Below are 17521 nucleotides of genomic sequence, written 5' to 3' on the forward strand. Positions count from 1 at the left end.
AAAAAAAGGAGACAGGATTACGGGCCCCGCAAGATACCGCGCCGCCTCGTCCCGCGTTGTTAACACCAGGCCTAATCGGCCAAGGACAGCAGCGCCTTGCGGAACGCCGTCTGCAACGCGCTGCTCACCGAGGGGTAGGTGAGCGTGGCGTTGAAGAGCGGGTGTGTCTCGCCGGGCTGGTTTAACGCCAGGCCCAGGAGGTTGATCACTTCGTCGGCGCTCTCGCCGGTGTAGTGAGCGCCCACGAGGTAGCGGTCGGCGTTGAAGATGAACTTGTAGGCAGCTTGGGGCTGGCCCAACTCGCGGTAGAACTTCTTGGTCGCCAGGTTGCCGCCCACCACGTGCACCTCGCCATAGGTCGCGCGGGCTTCTTCTTCGGTCAGTCCGGCACTCGCGACGGGCGGCGTGGTAAAAGCGACTGAAGCGTGCGGCGCGGCCGAGCGGGTACGCAGGTCGGCTTCGCTTTCGGCTTTGAAGAGGTTGTGGGCCAGCACCCGCGCGTCGTCCACCGCCGTCGGGATCAGGGCGGGCCGGCCGTTGTCCGCCACGTCGCCACCCGCCCAGAACCGCGGGTTCCCCGGACACCGCAGGTGCTCGTCCACCGCGATGCCGCGTGACGTCACTTCGATCCCCGCCGCATCGAGGTTCAGCCCGGCGACGGATGCCACGCGTCCCGAGGTGTTCACCACCAGGTCGGCGGTGACCAGTGCGGTCGCCTCGTCGTCGTTGGCGTGAACGGTCAGCCCGTCGTCGCTCTGGGTGACTGAGCCGACACGGCGGTTGGGGATGACGCGGACGCCGTGAGCGCCCAGGTCCGGCAGGGCGGCTTCCATCACTGCCACCACCTCGGGCTCGAAGCCCGCCAGCACGTGGTCGCGGGTCGCGATGATGGTGACCTCGTGCCCCGCCATCGCCGCAGCACAGGCGAACTCCATGCCGACGTAACCGCCGCCCACGAAAGCGACCCGTGGGGGCAGGTCGTCGAGGTCCAGGAGCTGGTCGGAATTGATCGTGAGTTCGCCGCCGGGGACGTCGAGCGGCCGCGGGGTCTGCCCGGTCGCCAGAACGAATCGCTCAGCGGTGATCGGCTGCCCGTGGATCTCAACCGTATCGGGCCCCAAGAAAGCGGGCGGGCCCTGGATGAGCTCCACCCCGGCCTTGAGCAGGTCGCGGGTGGTGAGTTCGCCGACGGGGTTGGTGAAGGTCTTGGTGTACGCCGCGATGTCGCGCCAGCTGATCGACGCAGCGTCTATGCCGCCGCCCGCCGCGTTCAATTTGCCGGCCCGGTACATCATGCCCGCCGCATTGACGTAGGGCTTCTTCGCGTCGCATCCGCGGTTCGGACAGGTCCCGCCCGGTGCCTGGGTTTCGAGGACGACGACCGAGAGGCCGGCTTTGCGTCCGCCGTAAGCCACGGTTTGGCCCACGGCACCCGATCCCAATACACATAAATCAAAGGAAGTCGTCATGCGGCCATGATAGGCGGCCGCTCGACCTCGCGGTGATGATGAATGGTCTTATTCCCACTCGATCGTCGCCGGCGGCTTCGACGAGATGTCGTAGCACACGCGGTTCACGCCGCGGACTTCGTTGATGATGCGGTTGCTGATCGTCGCGAGTACATCGAACGGGATGCGGGCCCAGTCGGCGGTCATGAAGTCTTGAGACTCCACCGCGCGGATCGCGACGACTTGTTCGTGCGTTCGGCCATCACCCATGACACCCACCGCCTTCACCGGCAATAGCACGGCGAAGACCTGCGCGGTCTTTCGGTAGAGGCCGTTGGAGACGATCTCTTCGAGCAGGATCTCATCCGCTTCGCGCACCAAGTCGAGCTGCGGCTTGGTGACTTCGCCGAGGACGCGGACCGCGAGCCCCGGGCCGGGGAACGGGTGGCGCCAGACCATGTTCTCGGGCAGGCCGAGCACGGTGCCGAGGGCGCGGACTTCGTCTTTGAACAGCGAACGCAGCGGCTCGATGAGGTCGAAGCCGAGTTGCTCAGGCAGGCCGCCGACGTTGTGGTGGAGTTTGATGTTCGCCGCGGTGCCGGCGTAGCCGTGGCCGGACTCGATCACGTCGGGGTACAGCGTGCCCTGGGCGAGGTACTTGATCTGGGTGTTCTGGTCTTCGAACTCCGCCTTGATCTGAGCGGCGGTGTCCTTGAACACGTCGATAAACCGGTGGCCGATGCGGGTGCGTTTTTCCTGCGGGTCTTCGATGCCCGCAAGGTCGTCGAGGAACTGCTTCTCGGCGTCGATGACGCGTAGGTCGAGGTCGAAGTGGCCGCGGAAGGTTTGTTCGACGAGGTCGCGTTCGCCTTTGCGCAGCAGGCCGTTGTCGACGAAGATGCAGGTGAGCTGCTTGCCGATGGACTTGGCGAGCATGGCCGCGACGACGGACGAATCGACACCGCCCGACAGGCCGAGGATCACGTGGTCGTCCCCGACGAGTTCTTTGATGCGTTTCGACTCGCTCTCCATGAAGTCGGCCATGGTCCAGTCGCCGCGGCAGCCGCAGGCGCTGAACAGGAAGTTGGAAAGGATGTCGCCGCCGTGGGGCGTGTGGGTGACTTCGGGGTGGAACTGCACGCCGTAGAACGGCTTGTCCTTGTGGCGGACCGCGGCGAAGGGGCAGGTCGGTGTGGTCGCGGTGGCGACGAACTCATCGGGCAGGGTATTGACCTGGTCGCCGTGGGACATCCAGACGCTGGTGTGGTCGGGCACGCCCTTGAACAGGTCGGACTTCTCGTTGACGCGGAGCTCGGCCCGGCCGTACTCACGCGACGCGGCGTTCTTCACTTCCGCGCCGAGCAGTTCGCAGCCGACCTGCATGCCGTAGCAGATGCCCAGCACGGGGACGCAGAGCTCAAAGAGGCGCGGGTCAGGTTTGGGGGCGTTTTCGTCGTAGACCGAGGACGGCCCGCCGGAGAGGATGATCCCGGTGGGGTTGAGCTTCTTGAGCTGCTCGACGGTGACCTGCGGGCCCAGCAGCATGGAGTAGACGCCGGCGTCACGCACCCGGCGGGCGATGAGCTGGACGTACTGGCTGCCGAAGTCGAGGATCGGGATGACCTGCTTCACACCCGCGGGCAGGGTGAAGACGTCGTCGGGGATCGTGTCGGTCGGGGTGCTTCCGGGGGCGGTGGGGGTGGCGGTCATGGCGTCACGGCTGGTGGTGGTGGGTAGGGGGAATCCGACAGTTTACCGGAAGATCGGGCCTTCGGTGGCGGGGCGGTATGGGCGGAAAAATAGGCGGTAGGATGAAGCGATGCTGAGTGTTTGCGTGCTGCTGACGACGATGGGCTTGGGGGCGATCCCCGAGCTGACCGAGCCCCAGCAGATCCAGTTGGACACGGCTCAGGACGGGTATCTGCCCGACGAACCGGCTTGGACCGGGTTGCTGACCAGTGTGTCGGGCTGGGACCCGGCGGAGGCGGTGCGAAACGATATCCCCGGGTCCACGATCCCCCAGTACAGCCGACTGCTGGAGACGCCCGCGGCGTACCGCGGCGGGTTGTTTCATATCAAAGGCTTTTATGCGGGCCGCCAGCGCGAACTGCGGACGATGAGATCGGGGCCTTGGGGTGAGTCGCTGGTGGAGTGGGGGGTTGCGGTTGATTCGGACACGGTCGCGATGGTCTATCTGGTGAGTCCGGATTCGGAAATCCAGCCGCCACGCGAAGGCCAGACCGTTCGGCTGACGGCACGGTTCTACAAGCTCTGGACGGACACCGACGCGGACGGGGTCGAGCGGACCTACCCCGTGTTTGTCGGGCGGTCGGCGGCGGTGGTGGATTCGGGGCGGGCGGGCGGTCGCGGACACGTGGTCGTGGTCGGCGGGGTGGTGGTGCTGACCGGGTTGCTGTTTCTGGTGATGCTCGGCCGAAAGCGGTGGGGCGGGGGTGCGTCGAAGCGGGAGAGGGTGTTGGAACGGCTGCGAGATCACGCCGGGGAAGCCGAAATGGACGAGGAGTTGAACGGGCTGCCCGACGACCCGGCCGAGGCGTTGGAGCAGCTTGATCGGGGGCGTGACGTTTAGCGGGCGAAGCGAAGCGTCCCGCGTCGGCGGGTTCAAAGTAAACAACGGGACGCTTCGCGTCGCCCGCTAAACGGGAAATGTGCCGAGTTCTGCCGTTCCGCTATCCTTGTCGCACCATGCCCACCGTTGATCTCACGCTGCCCCATCACCGTTACGACATCGTCATCGAGCCCGGCTGCCTCATGCAGATGGGCGATCTGGTCCGTGGGGCGATCCCCTCGGCGACCAAGGCGGTCCTCGTCACCGACGAGGGCGTCGAGCCGCACCACGCCCGCCCCGTGGCCAAGGCGATGGAGGCCCAGGGTGTCGAGACCATCGTCGCGGTGATCCCCGTCAGCGAGAAAAAGAAGAACCTCGGCACGGTGCGGACGCTCTACGACATCATGCTCGAGAACAAGCTCGAACGCGGCCACGCCCTGGTCACCCTCGGCGGGGGCATCTGCGGCGACGTCGCGGGCTTCGCGGCGGCGACTTATTTAAGAGGTATCCCGTTCGTTCAGTGCCCGACCAGCCTGCTGGCCATGGTCGACGCGTCGGTCGGCGGGAAGACCGGCGTCAACGTGCCCCAGGGCAAAAACCTCATCGGCGCGTTCCACCAGCCGTCGCGGGTGGTGATCGACCCCGAGGTGTTAACCACGCTCAGCGAGCGTGAGCTGCGGTGCGGACTGGCGGAATGCCTGAAGCACGGCGTGATCCGCGACGCGTCGTTATTCGACTGGATTGTGGATAACGCCGACCCGATCCTTTCGCTGGATATGCCCACGCTGGTCGAGCTGGTCAGACGCAACGTGGAGATCAAAGCGTCGGTGGTCATGGAAGACGAGAAGGAAGCCGGCGTACGGGCGCACCTGAACTTCGGTCACACCTTCGCCCACGCCATCGAAGCGACCTCGCAATACGGCACGAAGTACAAGCACGGCGAGGCGGTCTCACTGGGTATGGTCGCGGCGACCGCCTTCGCGGTGAACCGTAAGCTCTGCCCAGCCAGTCTGTTGGATCGGGTGATCGCGGGTTGCGAAGCGGTGGGGCTGCCCACGTCGTCGGATTACCTTGCCCCGGACATCATGCTGCTCAAGACCATGTCGATGGACAAGAAAGTCCGCGGGGGCAAGATCCGCCTGGTCCTGCCGGTGCAGATGGGACAGATCGAGATCATCGGCGACGCCACGGCCGACGAGGTGATCGCGGCGTGGGATGTTGTGCGCAAGTGAAAATGCCGTTGGCTTCAGGTAAACCCTGATATTTTTTGCTGGTATCCCTAGGGCGTATCGGTATGATGCTTTGAACCACAAGGATGATGGTTCGGAGTGTTTCTGAGAATCATATTTTCACGGGGCTGGGCAGCGGAGAGCTGCCCCCAAACAGTAGCGAGGAGTCAGGGATGAGATTGGAGCATGGGTTGAAGTCTTCCACTGCGGTGTTGGCGGCGGGTATTGCTTTGAGTTGTTTGGGCGGGCAAGCCCAGGCGGCGGGCCCACTCGAATATTCCGTTGATGAAAGCTACAGCATCCAAGCCCGGGCGCAGACTTCGACTTCAGCGTCGGGTGCGGTGACCTACACGGTGGATGAAAACTACACCGTCCAAGCCAGCAGCAACTTTGTGACGAGCGTGGGCGGCACGTTCTCGGGTTCTGCGGTGAACAACCTGATCGGCGCAAACCGGTTCTATAACGCTGGGTACACCGGCGGGGGCACCATCGCGTCGAACATCGAAGCGGGCCACGTCTGGGGCACGGGGGCGGGCCACACCTCGCTGACCCACGTCACCCAATACGTCGACGCCGGGCTCGGCGGACAGAACGGCGACTTCGATCGCCACGCCACCTGGGTCGGGCAAGCCATCGGCGGACGCCCCGCAGGAGACAACGTCGCCAGCGGCATCGCCACGGGCACCGACCTGCGCTCGGGCGCGATCGCGACCAGCTGGACAGGTTCGCCTTATTCGCTGGGCTTCAGCATCAACGCCACGAGCTTCTACACCCCGTTTGCTTCCGGCGTGACCGGCTTCGGCACCGCGGATGTGATCAACAGTTCCTGGGGGTTCACCGACCCCGAGGGCGACAGCTTCTTTACCGTGCAGATCGACGGACTGGCCAACGCCAACCCGAATAGCACCATGGTCTTCTCGGCGGGCAATGCCGGGCCGACCGCCAACACCGTCGGCGGCGCGGGCTCGGGCTACAACTCGATCACCGTCGGTGCCTTGGCCAACGACGGCAGCGACAACTACGACCAGATGGCGGCGTTCTCCAGCCGAGGCCCGCAGGACTACGACGACCCGTCCCAATCGGTCTCGCCCGGCGTCCGTGCTCCCGTGGATATCGCCGCCCCCGGCGACACCCTGACGCTCGCGTTCTACGGCGGCACTACCGGCGGCAACACCGGGGGCACCGCATCCGCAGGGAACAGCCTCTACAGCCCGTTTGTCGCCGGCACCAGCTTCGCTGCCCCGACCACCGCCGGTGCGATCGCACTGATGCACGACGCGGCCAACGTCGCCACCGGCAGCGCCAGCGGCTCGGCGCTGCCCAGCGCCGCCCACGACACCCGCGTGATTAAAGCCACCCTGCTCAACGCGGCCGACAAGGTCCGTCAGAACGATGGCTCGGCGTGGGACAACGGACAGGCCGACGTGGCCGGCGTCGTGACCACCACCCAGTCACTGGACTTCGAGTCCGGCGCAGGCGGCTTGAACATGGACGCCACCTTCGACCAGTACCTGACCGGTGAAACCGACATCGTCGGGATTTCCGGCGGCACCAGCGCCTTCGGTCACGGTTGGGACTTTGCCTCGGTCACTGGCGGGGCGGGCAACTCCACCGATATCGTTCTCAGCTCGACGTTCGAAGCCGGCACCGACTTCACCGCGACGCTGACCTGGTTCCGTGATCGATCGTCGATCGACGCGTTCAACGCCTCGGATAACGCGTTTGCCGACCTCGACCTGCAGATATGGGACTCCACGTTCACCACGCTCCTGGCCGAGTCCATCAGCGACTTCAACTCGGTCGAGCACCTGCACATCGAACTCGATGTCGAAGGTGCCCTCGGGCTGCGGATCGTGCACGACGAGATGCGCTTCGGCGTGCAGAACGATGTCAGCTTCGGCCTCGCCTGGGCGGGCACGCTGATCCCCGAACCCGGCACCGGCATGTTGATCGGTCTCGTGGCCACGGCCTGCTTCGTCCGCCGCCGCCGCGTTGCCTGAACTTTCCGCTTTCGCTTTTGTTGAGCCCACGCACGATCGTGCGTGGGCTTTTTTTGTGGCCTTTTTGCTCAGGCGCTGCGGAATCCTGATGGCCCGCAGCGTGCTCCGTACAATGGAGCGATGCCCACGCTCCGCCGTCACGACTACAGCCCACGACTCGAAATGATGCCGCTGCTGGATGTGGTGTTCCTGCTGCTGTGTTTCTTCATCTACAGCTTCGTCGTGATGATCCGGGCCGACGCGTTGTCGGTCGGCCTGGCCTCGGTCACCGGCGGCGGGCAGCCGTCGGGCCAGGCGATCCAGGTACTCACCATCGACGCCGACGGCGGGTTCAACTTCGCCGGGCAGCCGATGGACGATTCGGCCCTCGACACGCTCCTGCGTGACCTCGCGGCCGACCCCGCCGCCCCGACGCTGTACGTCAGCCTCGCCCAGGACAGCACCGCCGACCGCGGCCCGATCGTGTGGGACCTGCTGCAACGCGTCGAGCAGGCGGGGCTGGAGAACTTCGCCATCGTCGGCCCGCCCGACGCCGAGTAACGATCCCCACCTACCGCAAGCCGCTTGCGGCTTAGCGATTCCCGGCCACCCATGCGTCACCCCGACTCCATCCTGCCGTTGTTGATCGCCCTGGCGATCGCGGTGGTTCTGCACGCAGCACTGCTCCCGGTGGGTGCGACGATGCTCAGCCGATCGAGCACGCTACCGACGCAGACGGAATTGGAGATCGCGATCACGCAGTCTCCCGAGTCGTTGGTCGTCGGGGAGGACGGGACGGTTTCGCTGGAGATCATTAATCGTGGTGATGCCAACGCGTCCAACGCCACGTGGAAGCTCTACTGGTCTGATACGCCTCGGCTTGTTGAGAATGCTCCGTTTCATGCCGAGGCGCGCGATGATCCTTTGCCCCAGACCGGTTTCAACGAGATCGCTGCGGGGCAGTCGATGCAAGGAAGTTTCCAGGTGACCGCGTTGGAAGGTCACGATGGGCCGCGATTCATCGTGGCCACGGCTAAGGCGGACAACGCCGCGGAGGTCACCGCATCCACCTCGATCTGGGTGGAGTCGCAAACGCCCGCCCAGATCAAGATCGACTCCGTGGATGTCGCCGCGAAGGCCTATGCCGGCGGGACCACGTCCGTTGGCTATACGCTGCGTAACAGCCCATTTGCGGGGTGGGCTAAGGGCGGCTGGATAGACCGCGTGGTGCTCTCGCCCGACGAGCAGGTTTCGGGTGAAGACCTGGTGCTTCTCAATGTCCCACGGCGTCGTCCATTGGCTCCGGGCCAAAGCAGCGAAGTCGGCCCGTTCGATTTACGCATCCCCTTGGGCGTAGCGCCGGGGACTTACCACATCATCGTCGAGAGCGGAGCCCCGAACGCCGAGCCGTTCGTCACGCCCCTCCGCATCGAGCCGGCGACGCACCCCGACCTGGCCCCGCGCAATATCAAACTTTCTTCGGGCGAGAACCAAATCACCGTGGGCGAGCCAACTGTGCTGCATTTTGATGTGGTCAACCGCAGCCCGCTCGCCGCGCCCGACCTGCTCTGGGGCGACCGCGTGTACTGGTCGGCGGACGACGAGGTGTCCGACGACGACGTCATGCTCATCAGCCAACCACGCGGCGCTTACCCCGGCGAGCTGCCCGGCGGCGGGGCCTATCGCAGCGGGCCGCACGAGTTCGTCATCTCGCCGGAGATGGTCTTGTCGCCGACGATGTATCTGATCGTGGTCGCCGACGATGAGAACGACATCGCCGAGGGGGACTACGCAGGCAACAACGCACTGGCCATGCCGATCGTGATCAAGCAGGAAGTCGAAGCGGAGAAGCCCGACGAGCTCAAGCTGGGACGCGACGACGAGCCCGCCCGCGTGACCGTCGCCTGGATCGCCCACGACGATTTCCAGGAACTGCTGGCCCGCGAGTCGGTGACGCTCCAGCCCATCCTGCAGGACAAGGTCGACCCCACGCCCAACGCCCCGCTCGAACGCGACCCCGAAGACACCGGCAACCCGGCCGTGGTCGCCCCGCCGCCCGCGCCGCCGACGCCCAACCCCGCCGACGCCCAGACCCCCGCTTCGCGCCAGACCGCCGACACGTCCGTAGATCCGGTCGACACCGACAACGCCGGCGAGCTGCCCAACGCGGCCCCCGGTGCCGTCGATCAGACCGGCGATTCAACGCAGGACTCGCCCGGCATCGCACAACCCAACCCCACCTCGCCCCAATCGCCCCCGGAAAGCCCGCCGACCGTGGCGTCGCAGGAGCAGGGCGAAAAGCCCACCTCCGCCCCGCGCTCCGACCGCGAGGTCGATCCCACCACGCTGATCCAAGCCAAGTCCGTCCGCCCCGGGCAGGTGCTCGTCGGCCCCGGCATCGAGATCAAAACCTTCCGCCCCCAGTGGTCGGCCGCGGCTCGCTTCGCCCTTCCTCGTAACCCCAAAGTCGTCATCACCTTCGACCCCGACGGCACCGTCCTCGAGGCCGCGTTCATCACCTCCACCGGCTTCGACAACGTCGACGGACCGTTACTGTCCAGCCTCTACCGATGGAAGGCCACCGGCAAAAGTCTCCAAGAGATCACCAAGCCCTTCCCGATCGAACTCACGATCCTCCTTGGCGATAGCGATCCGCCGGAGGAAGAGAAGAAGGAAGAGGGCGGATCGTGACTCGTCCGCGGTAAGAACAGCGTGCGGATTTAAGTGCTATCAACCGCTCCACCCTCGGGAGAGCTGTCGCCGAAGGCGGCTGAGGGGGAACGTGAGTACCCTGCCACAGCGCAATGCTGAGTGCCCCCTCCGTCCCGCTTCGCGGGCCACCTCCCCCGGCGGGGAGGCGTTAAGGCATCACCCATGGGTGACGGCAAAAGTTTGAATTGATGGCACCTGCCCGAAGGTATCCCCTCCGATACCCTCGGGCATTGGTGCATCAAATGTCTTCTTCGAGAGGGAGGAAGACGCTTTCGGATTCGTCGGTCGATCCAACGCCGACTCGTTCGGCGAGGGTTTGCGCGGCGGCGTAGTTCGGGTTGATCTTCAACGCTTCCTGGACCCAGTTCCCGGCATCGGCGGACTCGCCACGCGACAGGTCGCACACCGCGCGGTGGTAGTGCACATCGGCGCGGTTGGGGAACTTGGCCGCAGTCTTACGCATGACCACCGACGCGTCGGCCAGCAGTCGCTGAAGCGGTGAGTGGGCCTGCGCGGCTTCGGGGACCACCTGGTCGGGGGCGCCCACCATGTGCGGGTACAGCTTGGCGAGCAGGTTGCGGCGCTGCTCACGCGTGGTCAGCGCCCGCAGTTTGCGGTCGGCCCGGTTCATCAGGCGCTTGCGTCCGGCGATGTGGGCACAGGTCACCAGACCCGCCCACGCCTCGGCGTCTTCGTCGCATCGCCGGGTGGCGTTGAGGTAAGCCCGGGCGGATTCTCCCCACCGCCCCGCGTTCAGGTGCAGCCGGCCGGTGCGGCGCCACGCCTCGGCGGCGTCCGCATCGTTGGGTTCACCCAGTTCGATCACGCCGGCCAAGCGGTCCAGCGCCTTGTGGTTCTCGCCCATCGTCTCGGCGACGTCGGCGGCCTCGCGACGCAGGTCCGCACCGGGGGTGCCTTCCGCGTTGAGGGTGTCCAGCAGTTTGTCGTAATGCATTTCGGCTTCGGCCATCCGGTCGGATTGACGGCACAGGCGGGCGGCCCGGCCGCGGTTGTTCGCATCGATCTTGCCCAACGCTTCGAGCGCGGCGACGGGATCGGTCCCGGCCAGCATGTCCGAACGCAGCCGACGGGCGGCGTGGTCCTGCGGCTCGAGTTCGGTCACCCGCATCAGCGTCTGAGCGGCGTCGTCCTTGCGGTCGTCTTTGATCTGCATCCCCGCCAGGGCACGCAGGACGCCCGCGTCATCCGGGAAGTCTTTGGCCAGCGATTCCATCAGCGTGACCGCCAAATCGATCTTGCCCTTGGCGGCCAGCGCGGTCGCCCGGAGCATGGTCACGTCCGGACGGGCGGAATCGGTCGGGTCGGGATTGGCGGTGGCGGCGTGGTCGCGGTTGTCAAGCGCCGTCAAGGCGAGGCGCGGCTCGTGACGGCGAAGCCTGATGCGGGCTTCGAGCACACGGGCCTCGGCGTGATCGGGGTCGAGTTCGAGCGCGGCACGCACGTGACGCAGGGCGTCTTCGAGCAGGTTGCCTGCCAACGCGAGCTGGGCGTGGTCCAGTGCCTGGGCGATGTCTTCGTGATGGGATCGCTGATGTTTCATGCAACCCTCCGATCCGCGTTGCGATCGAGTTCGACGCGTTTCTGGTAGGCGGCCTGGACATCCGGGTAGCCCGGGAATTTCAGGGCCACACGCTTGAGCGTTTGCTGGGCGGTCGGGCCGACGGCTTCGTCATCCGGCAGCTTGCCGAGCAACAGCGCCATCGAGGCGTTGTATGGGTCCATGCGGAGCGTCTTGTGTGCCCAGCGGCGGGCGTCGTCTTCGTCGCCGATGAGGTAGGCCAATTCGGCCAGGGCCTTGGTCAGCGTGGACATCAGTTCGTGCCCTTCGAACTCGCGGGTCATCCGGGCGATCGCGGCACGTAGCAGCGAGATCGGGCGGGTCCGCGGGGCGTGCTGCATGGCGTAGACCAGCGAGGGCACGGCCTCGGGTTGGGCGGTGAGTTCGGACGCGAGGCGTTCGACCGTCGCGTCGGGCACGGCCGGCAGGGCGGTCAGCCCGGGGACGTCCATCACGGCGATCCACTGCGAGATTTCGTCTTGGTCCCCGTGCAGGTGGTAAAGCCAGGCGGCGAGCCGACGGGCGTCGTCCTGCAGGCCGCAGCCGATCAGCACCGACACCGCGAGCTTGGCCTGCTCGGCGTTCATGGTGTGGGGTTGGCTGCGTTGGGGATCACCCAGGATTTCACGGGCGGCGGCGAAGTCGTCACGCCGGGCCAGCAGGGCGGCGAGCAACACGCGGGCTTCGACCGGGGCGTCTTTGCGGCACCAGTCGTGCAACTCGAGCTCGGCTTCGGCGAGTCGGCCGTTCAGGGCCATGTGCCGGAGGCGTTCGAGCGTGTCGTGTTGTTCGGTGGTGATGGGGTTCACGACCCGGACTCCTGGAAGGGTTCATCAGGCGTCGGCCCACGCGGGCACGATCCAGACCTGAGCTCCCCTCGGACCTATCGACCTTGCGGGTCGTGCGGTTTAGGAAGAGATCGCAAGTTGTGCGTGTTTGTTGCCGTGTAACGGCTGGGCGAGAGATAGGCGGGAAGCTATCGGACGCTGCGGCGTTCCATACCGTTTAGCGGGTGACGCGAAGCGTCCCCGTTCAGCGCATTTACAACCCACGCGGGACGCTTCGCGATCGCCCGCTAAACACAAAACGGGATCAGGCCCCAAGCAGCACCAGGTGCTCGCGTTGGACCACGGCCTTGTAGGCGGCTTTGCCGAGGATGCCGGCGATCTGGTTGGACCGCTTGCCCTGGATGAGTCGCAGTTCATCGGCGGAGTAGTTGGTCAGGCCGCGGGCGATCTCTTTGCCGTGGGGATCACGGAGCATGACGACGTCGCCCCGCTCGAATCGGCCCGTGAGGTCGCGGACGCCGGCGGCGAGCAGGCTCTTACTCTTTTGGCTGATCGCCTCGGCGGCCCCGGGGTCCAGGGTGATGGCGCCGGCGGGGCGGGCGGTGAGGCCGATCCAGCGCCGGCGACTGTCCAGCGAACGCACCGCCGGGGCGAAGACGGTGCCGAGGTTGGCTTCGCCCGACAAGACCCGGCGGATGATGTCGGGTTGCTTGCCCGAAGCGATCACCGCGAGCTCGCCCGATTCGGTGACAACGCGGGCGGCTTCGAGCTTGGTCTGCATCCCGCCGCTGCCCCAGGTGCTCTTGTCCTGGCGGACGTGCTGGAGCTGGTCGAGGACGTTGTCGACGCGGTCGATGACTTTGCCGCTGCCGTCGAGCAGGCCGTCCACGGAGGTGAGCAGCAAGAGCACTTGGGCCCGCAGGGCCGAGCACATCAGTGCCGCAAGCAGGTCGTTGTCGCCGAAGCGGATCTCTTCGACCGCGACGGTGTCGTTTTCGTTGAGCACGGGGATGCACTTCATCTCGTGCAGCTTGGTCACGCAGTTGCGGATATTCAGGAAGCGCAGGCGGTCGTCGAAGTCGGCCCGGGTGAGCAGGACCTGCCCGACGCCCAGGCCGTGCTTGGCGAGCGCGTCGTGCCAGTACGTCATCAGCGCCCGCTGGCCGATCGCGGCCACGGCTTGCTGCTCGGCGACGTCGGTCGGCCGTTTGTCCAGGCCCATCTCGACGCAACCGGCACCGATCGCGCCGCTGCTCACGAGCGTGACCTGCACGCCGGCGTCGGCCAGTTCCGCGATCTGGCGTGCGACGTCGGCGATGAAGTCGAGGTCGACCGCGGGCAGGGCCTTCTTGGCGGTGCCGCCGGTGATCAGCTGGGTGCCGATCTTGACCACGACCTGCTTGGCGTCGCGGATGACGGATTGTCGTAAATCAGTCGAGGACATAAAGATTCAACTTTAGCCCCGGGTCAATGACCCGGGGTTGTTTGTGATTCGAGTTGCAACAAACCCAACAGCATGTCGGCGTGACGCTTCGTGCTGCCTTGGCGTGACAGGATAACCGCGCGGCCCGCGTCGGCGAGTTCGGCGGCCATGGTTTTGTTTTTCAGCAACTCCGCGATCGCGTCCGACGGGCGGTCGCTGACCACGATGCCACCGGCGTCGGTCAGGGCTTTCATGGTGTCGGCGAAGTCGGAAAAGTGCGGGCCGATGATCGTGGGCTTGCCCAGCGCAATGGGCTCCATCATGTCCGAGCCGTAGAGCTCGCCGGTGAAGCTGCGTCCCACGACGCACACGTCCGCGAGGCTGTAGGCCATACGCAGCTCGCCGATGGTGTCGAGCAGGAAGACGCGTTGGCCGTCGGGGGCGGGCTGCTTGGCGGTGCGTCGCACCGCATCGGGGGCGGCCTTGATCACGTCATCGAACCACTCGGGCTTGCGGGGCGCGATGAGTAGCTGGGCGTCCGGTGGGCAGGCGTCGAGCAGCAACTGCTCTTCACCCGGCGCGGTCGACCCCGCGACGACCAACGGCTTGCTGCGGTCGATCCCGAGTTCTTCGGCGAGTTGCTCAGCCCCCGCGACCGTGTCCTCGACCACGGCGGTGTCCCACTTCATCGTGTCGAACACCTGCACCCGGTCTTCGGGTGTACCCAGTGCGATAAAACGCTCGGCATAGTCCGCGGTTTGCACCGCGGCGAAAGACACCTTGGCAAACGCGGGACCGATGAGTCGGCGGATCTTGCGATAGCCCTTGAAGCTGCGGGCGGTTAGCCGGCCGTTGACCACCGCGACCGGTAGATCGCGTTCCGCACAGGCGTCCATAAAGTTCGGCCAGAGCTCCAGCTCGACCAAAGCCACCGCGTCGGGCTTCACGGCGTCGAGAAACCGGTTGACCGCGAAGGAAAAGTCGTAGGGGAATCGAAGCACCGCGTGGCGGTCGGCATAGAGCGCGGTGGCGCGGGCGAAGCCGGTGTTCGTGGACGCGGCGATGACCAGTTCCAGGCCTTCGACCTGTTCAAGCTCGGCCACGAGGTTGCGGACGAGGTTGACCTCGCCGACGGACACGCCGTAGATCAGCAGGCGTTTGCGCGTTGACTGTTCGCCGCGGTCGGGTGCTACGCCGCAAGCGGCTTTGCCGAACCGACCGGCCCAGTCGGTGCGCCACTTACCGGTGCGCAGCAGACTGATCCCCCAGAGGGGTGAGGTGACCAGCGCACCAGCGCCGTAGAGGATGTCGCGTCCGATTCCCATGGGCGACGAGTATAAGTCAGGCCTTGGGTTTCGGCGGAAGGGCGGTCAGCCCGCTTTGCGGAGGCTGGACTTGGCCAGGAGGCCGCGCTGCACGCAGCCCAGGAGGTTTTCGACGCTGCGCAGGGCGGGCTCGAAAGCGGTGCCGTGCGACTCCTGGTGGAGCTCGCGGGCTTCGCGGAGCAGCTTTTCGACGCGGTCGGACATCTGTTGGCCATCTCGGACCACCGCGCCGCGGAGGTCTTCGAGTTCTTCGGTGAGACGGTCAACTTGTTGCTGGTTCACCATGGCGGTTCACTCCGTACGGGGCCGCATCGTTGCGGCGGTGATTCCCGGCGATACGTCCAAAGCAGCCGGGTGCAGGCGGTGACGCGTTGGGGACTATGTCGGCCACCTGCGAGCCATTCGACCATCTTTTCGGGCAGAATCCGACGGGGTAAGCACCTTATATGCCCCGAATTCTGCGTAAATCGCTTGTGGTATTTGGTTTATCAGGCCGTAATGTCGAGCAGGGAGCCCAGGGACGCCTGCTGCATGGCGATGCCCGCCGCCGCGGTGCTGGCCTGAGCCAGGGTCTGGTTTCGCAGCAGTTCCGCGGTCTGCTGGGCGTAGTCGGTGTCGCGAATCATCGACCGTGTCTGAGCGGTGCTCTGTATGGTCTGCTCGACCACCTGCAGCCGGCTGCTCACGATGTTTTTCTGAAACGCCCCGATCTCGCCGCGGAGGGTGGCCAAGGCCTGCTGGGTCGGCACCGAGCTGGCGAGGTTGGGCAGCTCGAGTCGGCCGCCGCCGACCTGGAGCGAGTAGGTGCCGTTGAAGAGCTTGACGCCGTTGAACGCCGCGGAGTTAGTGATGCGGGTGACGGCCTGCTGATTCGCGGCGAACTGGTTCCTGAGTGCTTCGGCCTCACCCGGGGCGAGGCCCGCCGTGTTGGAGAGTTGCACCTCGAGCCCGGCGTTGACTACCAACAGATCCGACGCAGCGGAGAGGTAGCCGTCGGCTGTGCTGGCAATCGTGTCCACCCGACGCAGCGTGTACGCCTCGGCTTCCAGAGCCTCAAGCACCGCGGCGAGGTTTTCCGAGGAAATCAAACCCGACGGGTCGTCCGCCGCGCGGTTGATGCGCTGCCCGGTTGCGAGCGGCGCGGTGCTGCCCTGGACCCGCTGAAACGCGTTGCCCAGACGCCCGAGCGTGGCCGAGAGGTTGCTGATCGAATTGGAGGCTCCCACCATCACGCCGATAATCAACGATTTGGCGGGCGCAAAAACCAGCCCGGCCGGATAATCCGGGCCGGGCCAGAAGAGGTGGGGCGTTACAAACGGCAAGGTTTGCCAGGGTTTTCGAGTCCGAACCCCGGAGCGATGCGGGTCGCTTAGCGGAGCGAGGCGTTGCCCCGGCCGTTCCAGTAGCCGTTGTCCGCGGTGCCGTCGCCGTTGTAGTCATCGATGATGTCTCGGCCGAGCGCTTCGCCGTGACCGTCGGCAAACGTGAAGCCTGCGGTGTCACCGGAGTTGCGGGTTGCCGGGGCGGAGCGGTAGTCGTATTCAAACTCGGGGTCATAGCTCCCCGAGCCCGCGTTTTCATCGTCGCCGCCTTCGTAGTAGGCGTAGCCCGAGCCGACCCCTTTGCCGTTGCCTTTGGAGCCGTAGTTGATCGAACCGATCGGCGGGTCCAGGGCGTAGACCGCCGCTCCGCCATCCCCGGGATCGTTTGCCGAGCTTCCGTCCCGCGAACCGGTGGTGTCGCCGAATGCCACGGTTTCCGAGGCCGCGAGTACATCGCGGCTGGCGCGGGCGTGGTAGGTCGGCGTGGGCCGGGCGTTACCGAGGTATTGGAAGTTGTAGCCGTAGCCGCCGTGGCGGGCTTCTTCACCGGAGGCGGGCGGATTGGCGGAAGCCACGGGCGTGATGCTGGGCAGTGCCGCAAGGTGAGCGGGGGTGTCGCTGTACTGGTGGAAGAAGGCTTTGGTGAATCCCGAGGCGATCTCCCGGGCGTCGAGGTTGGGGCTGAGGAAGATGTCGGTGTTGTTCATGTACGGATACAGATAGTCAGCCCAGCGCGGCTTTGTGCCTCCCACCGACGAAGTGCTCGTCGAGGACGAGTGCATGGGGTAGTAGCCTTTTTGCTCGGTGGTGTAAGCGACGGTCGCGATCCCGATCTGTCGGAGGTTGGACAGGTTGGCGATGGATTTCGCCGAGCTCCGTGCGGCGCCGAGCGCGGGCAGCAGGATGCCGATCAGCAGGGCGATGATGCTGATGACCACCAGCAACTCGATGAGGGTAAAGCCTTTAGGACTTATGGTCTGGGCGGGGGAAGCGAAACGTCGGGGGGCGGAAAGCATGGATACTCCTGTTTTGAGAATAAATCTCACTCTCTAATGAGCGGATGATACTGAGATGAAATCTCAATGCAAGTCCCCCGGCCACAATTTCCTGAGTAGCGGCCCTGTTGGTCGTGGCGGAGTAGTAAACG

Annotated in this window: 14 protein-coding genes; 5 read left to right on the plus strand and 9 right to left on the minus strand. The window is 65.6% G+C overall.

Annotated features, from left to right (window positions below; translation table 11 throughout):
* Window positions 1-71: 71 nt before the first annotated feature.
* Entirely contained in the window at window positions 72-1469 is a 1398-nt protein-coding gene (locus HNQ40_RS12315) for a dihydrolipoyl dehydrogenase family protein (protein WP_184678124.1), read from the minus strand.
* A gap of 48 nt (window positions 1470-1517) precedes the next feature.
* A complete protein-coding gene (gene guaA / locus HNQ40_RS12320) occupies window positions 1518-3158 on the minus strand; it encodes a glutamine-hydrolyzing GMP synthase (RefSeq protein WP_184678125.1) in 1641 nt (546 codons plus the stop codon).
* A gap of 109 nt (window positions 3159-3267) precedes the next feature.
* Here guaA and HNQ40_RS12325 point away from each other — a divergent pair, with 109 nt between their 5' ends.
* From HNQ40_RS12325 to HNQ40_RS12345, 5 genes are all read left to right on the plus strand, one after another.
* Window positions 3268-4038: a hypothetical protein gene (locus HNQ40_RS12325; protein WP_184678126.1), complete on the plus strand. Its 771-nt coding sequence runs from the start codon at window positions 3268-3270 to the stop codon at window positions 4036-4038.
* Window positions 4039-4154: 116 nt separating this feature from the next.
* Entirely contained in the window at window positions 4155-5249 is a 1095-nt protein-coding gene (gene aroB, locus HNQ40_RS12330; RefSeq protein WP_184678127.1) for a 3-dehydroquinate synthase, read from the plus strand.
* Between the two features lie 188 nt (window positions 5250-5437).
* Window positions 5438-7246, plus strand: coding sequence for a S8 family serine peptidase (locus HNQ40_RS12335; RefSeq protein WP_184678128.1), 1809 nt, complete (start codon window positions 5438-5440; stop codon window positions 7244-7246).
* Window positions 7247-7366: 120 nt separating this feature from the next.
* Entirely contained in the window at window positions 7367-7786 is a 420-nt protein-coding gene (locus HNQ40_RS12340) for an ExbD/TolR family protein (protein WP_184678129.1), read from the plus strand.
* A gap of 51 nt (window positions 7787-7837) precedes the next feature.
* Window positions 7838-9916 (plus strand): CARDB domain-containing protein, encoded by a 2079-nt coding sequence (locus HNQ40_RS12345; RefSeq protein ID WP_184678130.1) that lies wholly within the window; start codon window positions 7838-7840, stop codon window positions 9914-9916.
* 259 nt (window positions 9917-10175) lie between these two features.
* Here the strand turns inward: HNQ40_RS12345 and HNQ40_RS12350 are convergent, their stop codons facing one another.
* The 7 genes from HNQ40_RS12350 to HNQ40_RS12380 form a co-directional block, all read right to left on the minus strand.
* Complete coding sequence (locus tag HNQ40_RS12350; RefSeq protein WP_184678131.1) at window positions 10176-11498, minus strand: tetratricopeptide repeat protein; 1323 nt, start codon at window positions 11496-11498, stop codon at window positions 10176-10178.
* Window positions 11495-12325 (minus strand): hypothetical protein, encoded by an 831-nt coding sequence (locus HNQ40_RS12355; RefSeq protein WP_184678132.1) that lies wholly within the window; start codon window positions 12323-12325, stop codon window positions 11495-11497. Before HNQ40_RS12355 ends, HNQ40_RS12350 begins: the two co-directional genes overlap by 4 nt.
* 283 nt (window positions 12326-12608) lie before the next feature.
* Window positions 12609-13748, minus strand: a complete 1140-nt coding sequence (gene proB / locus HNQ40_RS12360; protein ID WP_184678133.1) for a glutamate 5-kinase — start codon at window positions 13746-13748, stop codon at window positions 12609-12611.
* Window positions 13749-13771: 23 nt separating this feature from the next.
* On the minus strand, window positions 13772-15052 hold the full coding sequence (locus tag HNQ40_RS12365) for a 3-deoxy-D-manno-octulosonic acid transferase (protein ID WP_184678134.1): 1281 nt from the start codon (window positions 15050-15052) through the stop codon (window positions 13772-13774).
* 45 nt (window positions 15053-15097) lie between these two features.
* On the minus strand, window positions 15098-15337 hold the full coding sequence (locus HNQ40_RS12370; protein ID WP_184678135.1) for a hypothetical protein: 240 nt from the start codon (window positions 15335-15337) through the stop codon (window positions 15098-15100).
* 203 nt (window positions 15338-15540) lie between these two features.
* Window positions 15541-16374: a flagellin gene (locus HNQ40_RS12375; RefSeq protein ID WP_221435517.1), complete on the minus strand. Its 834-nt coding sequence runs from the start codon at window positions 16372-16374 to the stop codon at window positions 15541-15543.
* Window positions 16375-16421: 47 nt separating this feature from the next.
* Entirely contained in the window at window positions 16422-17390 is a 969-nt protein-coding gene (locus tag HNQ40_RS12380; protein WP_184678137.1) for a type II secretion system protein, read from the minus strand.
* Window positions 17391-17521 lie beyond the last annotated feature (131 nt).

It is taken from the genome of Algisphaera agarilytica (genome assembly GCF_014207595.1).
Lineage (GTDB): Bacteria > Planctomycetota > Phycisphaerae > Phycisphaerales > Phycisphaeraceae > Algisphaera > Algisphaera agarilytica.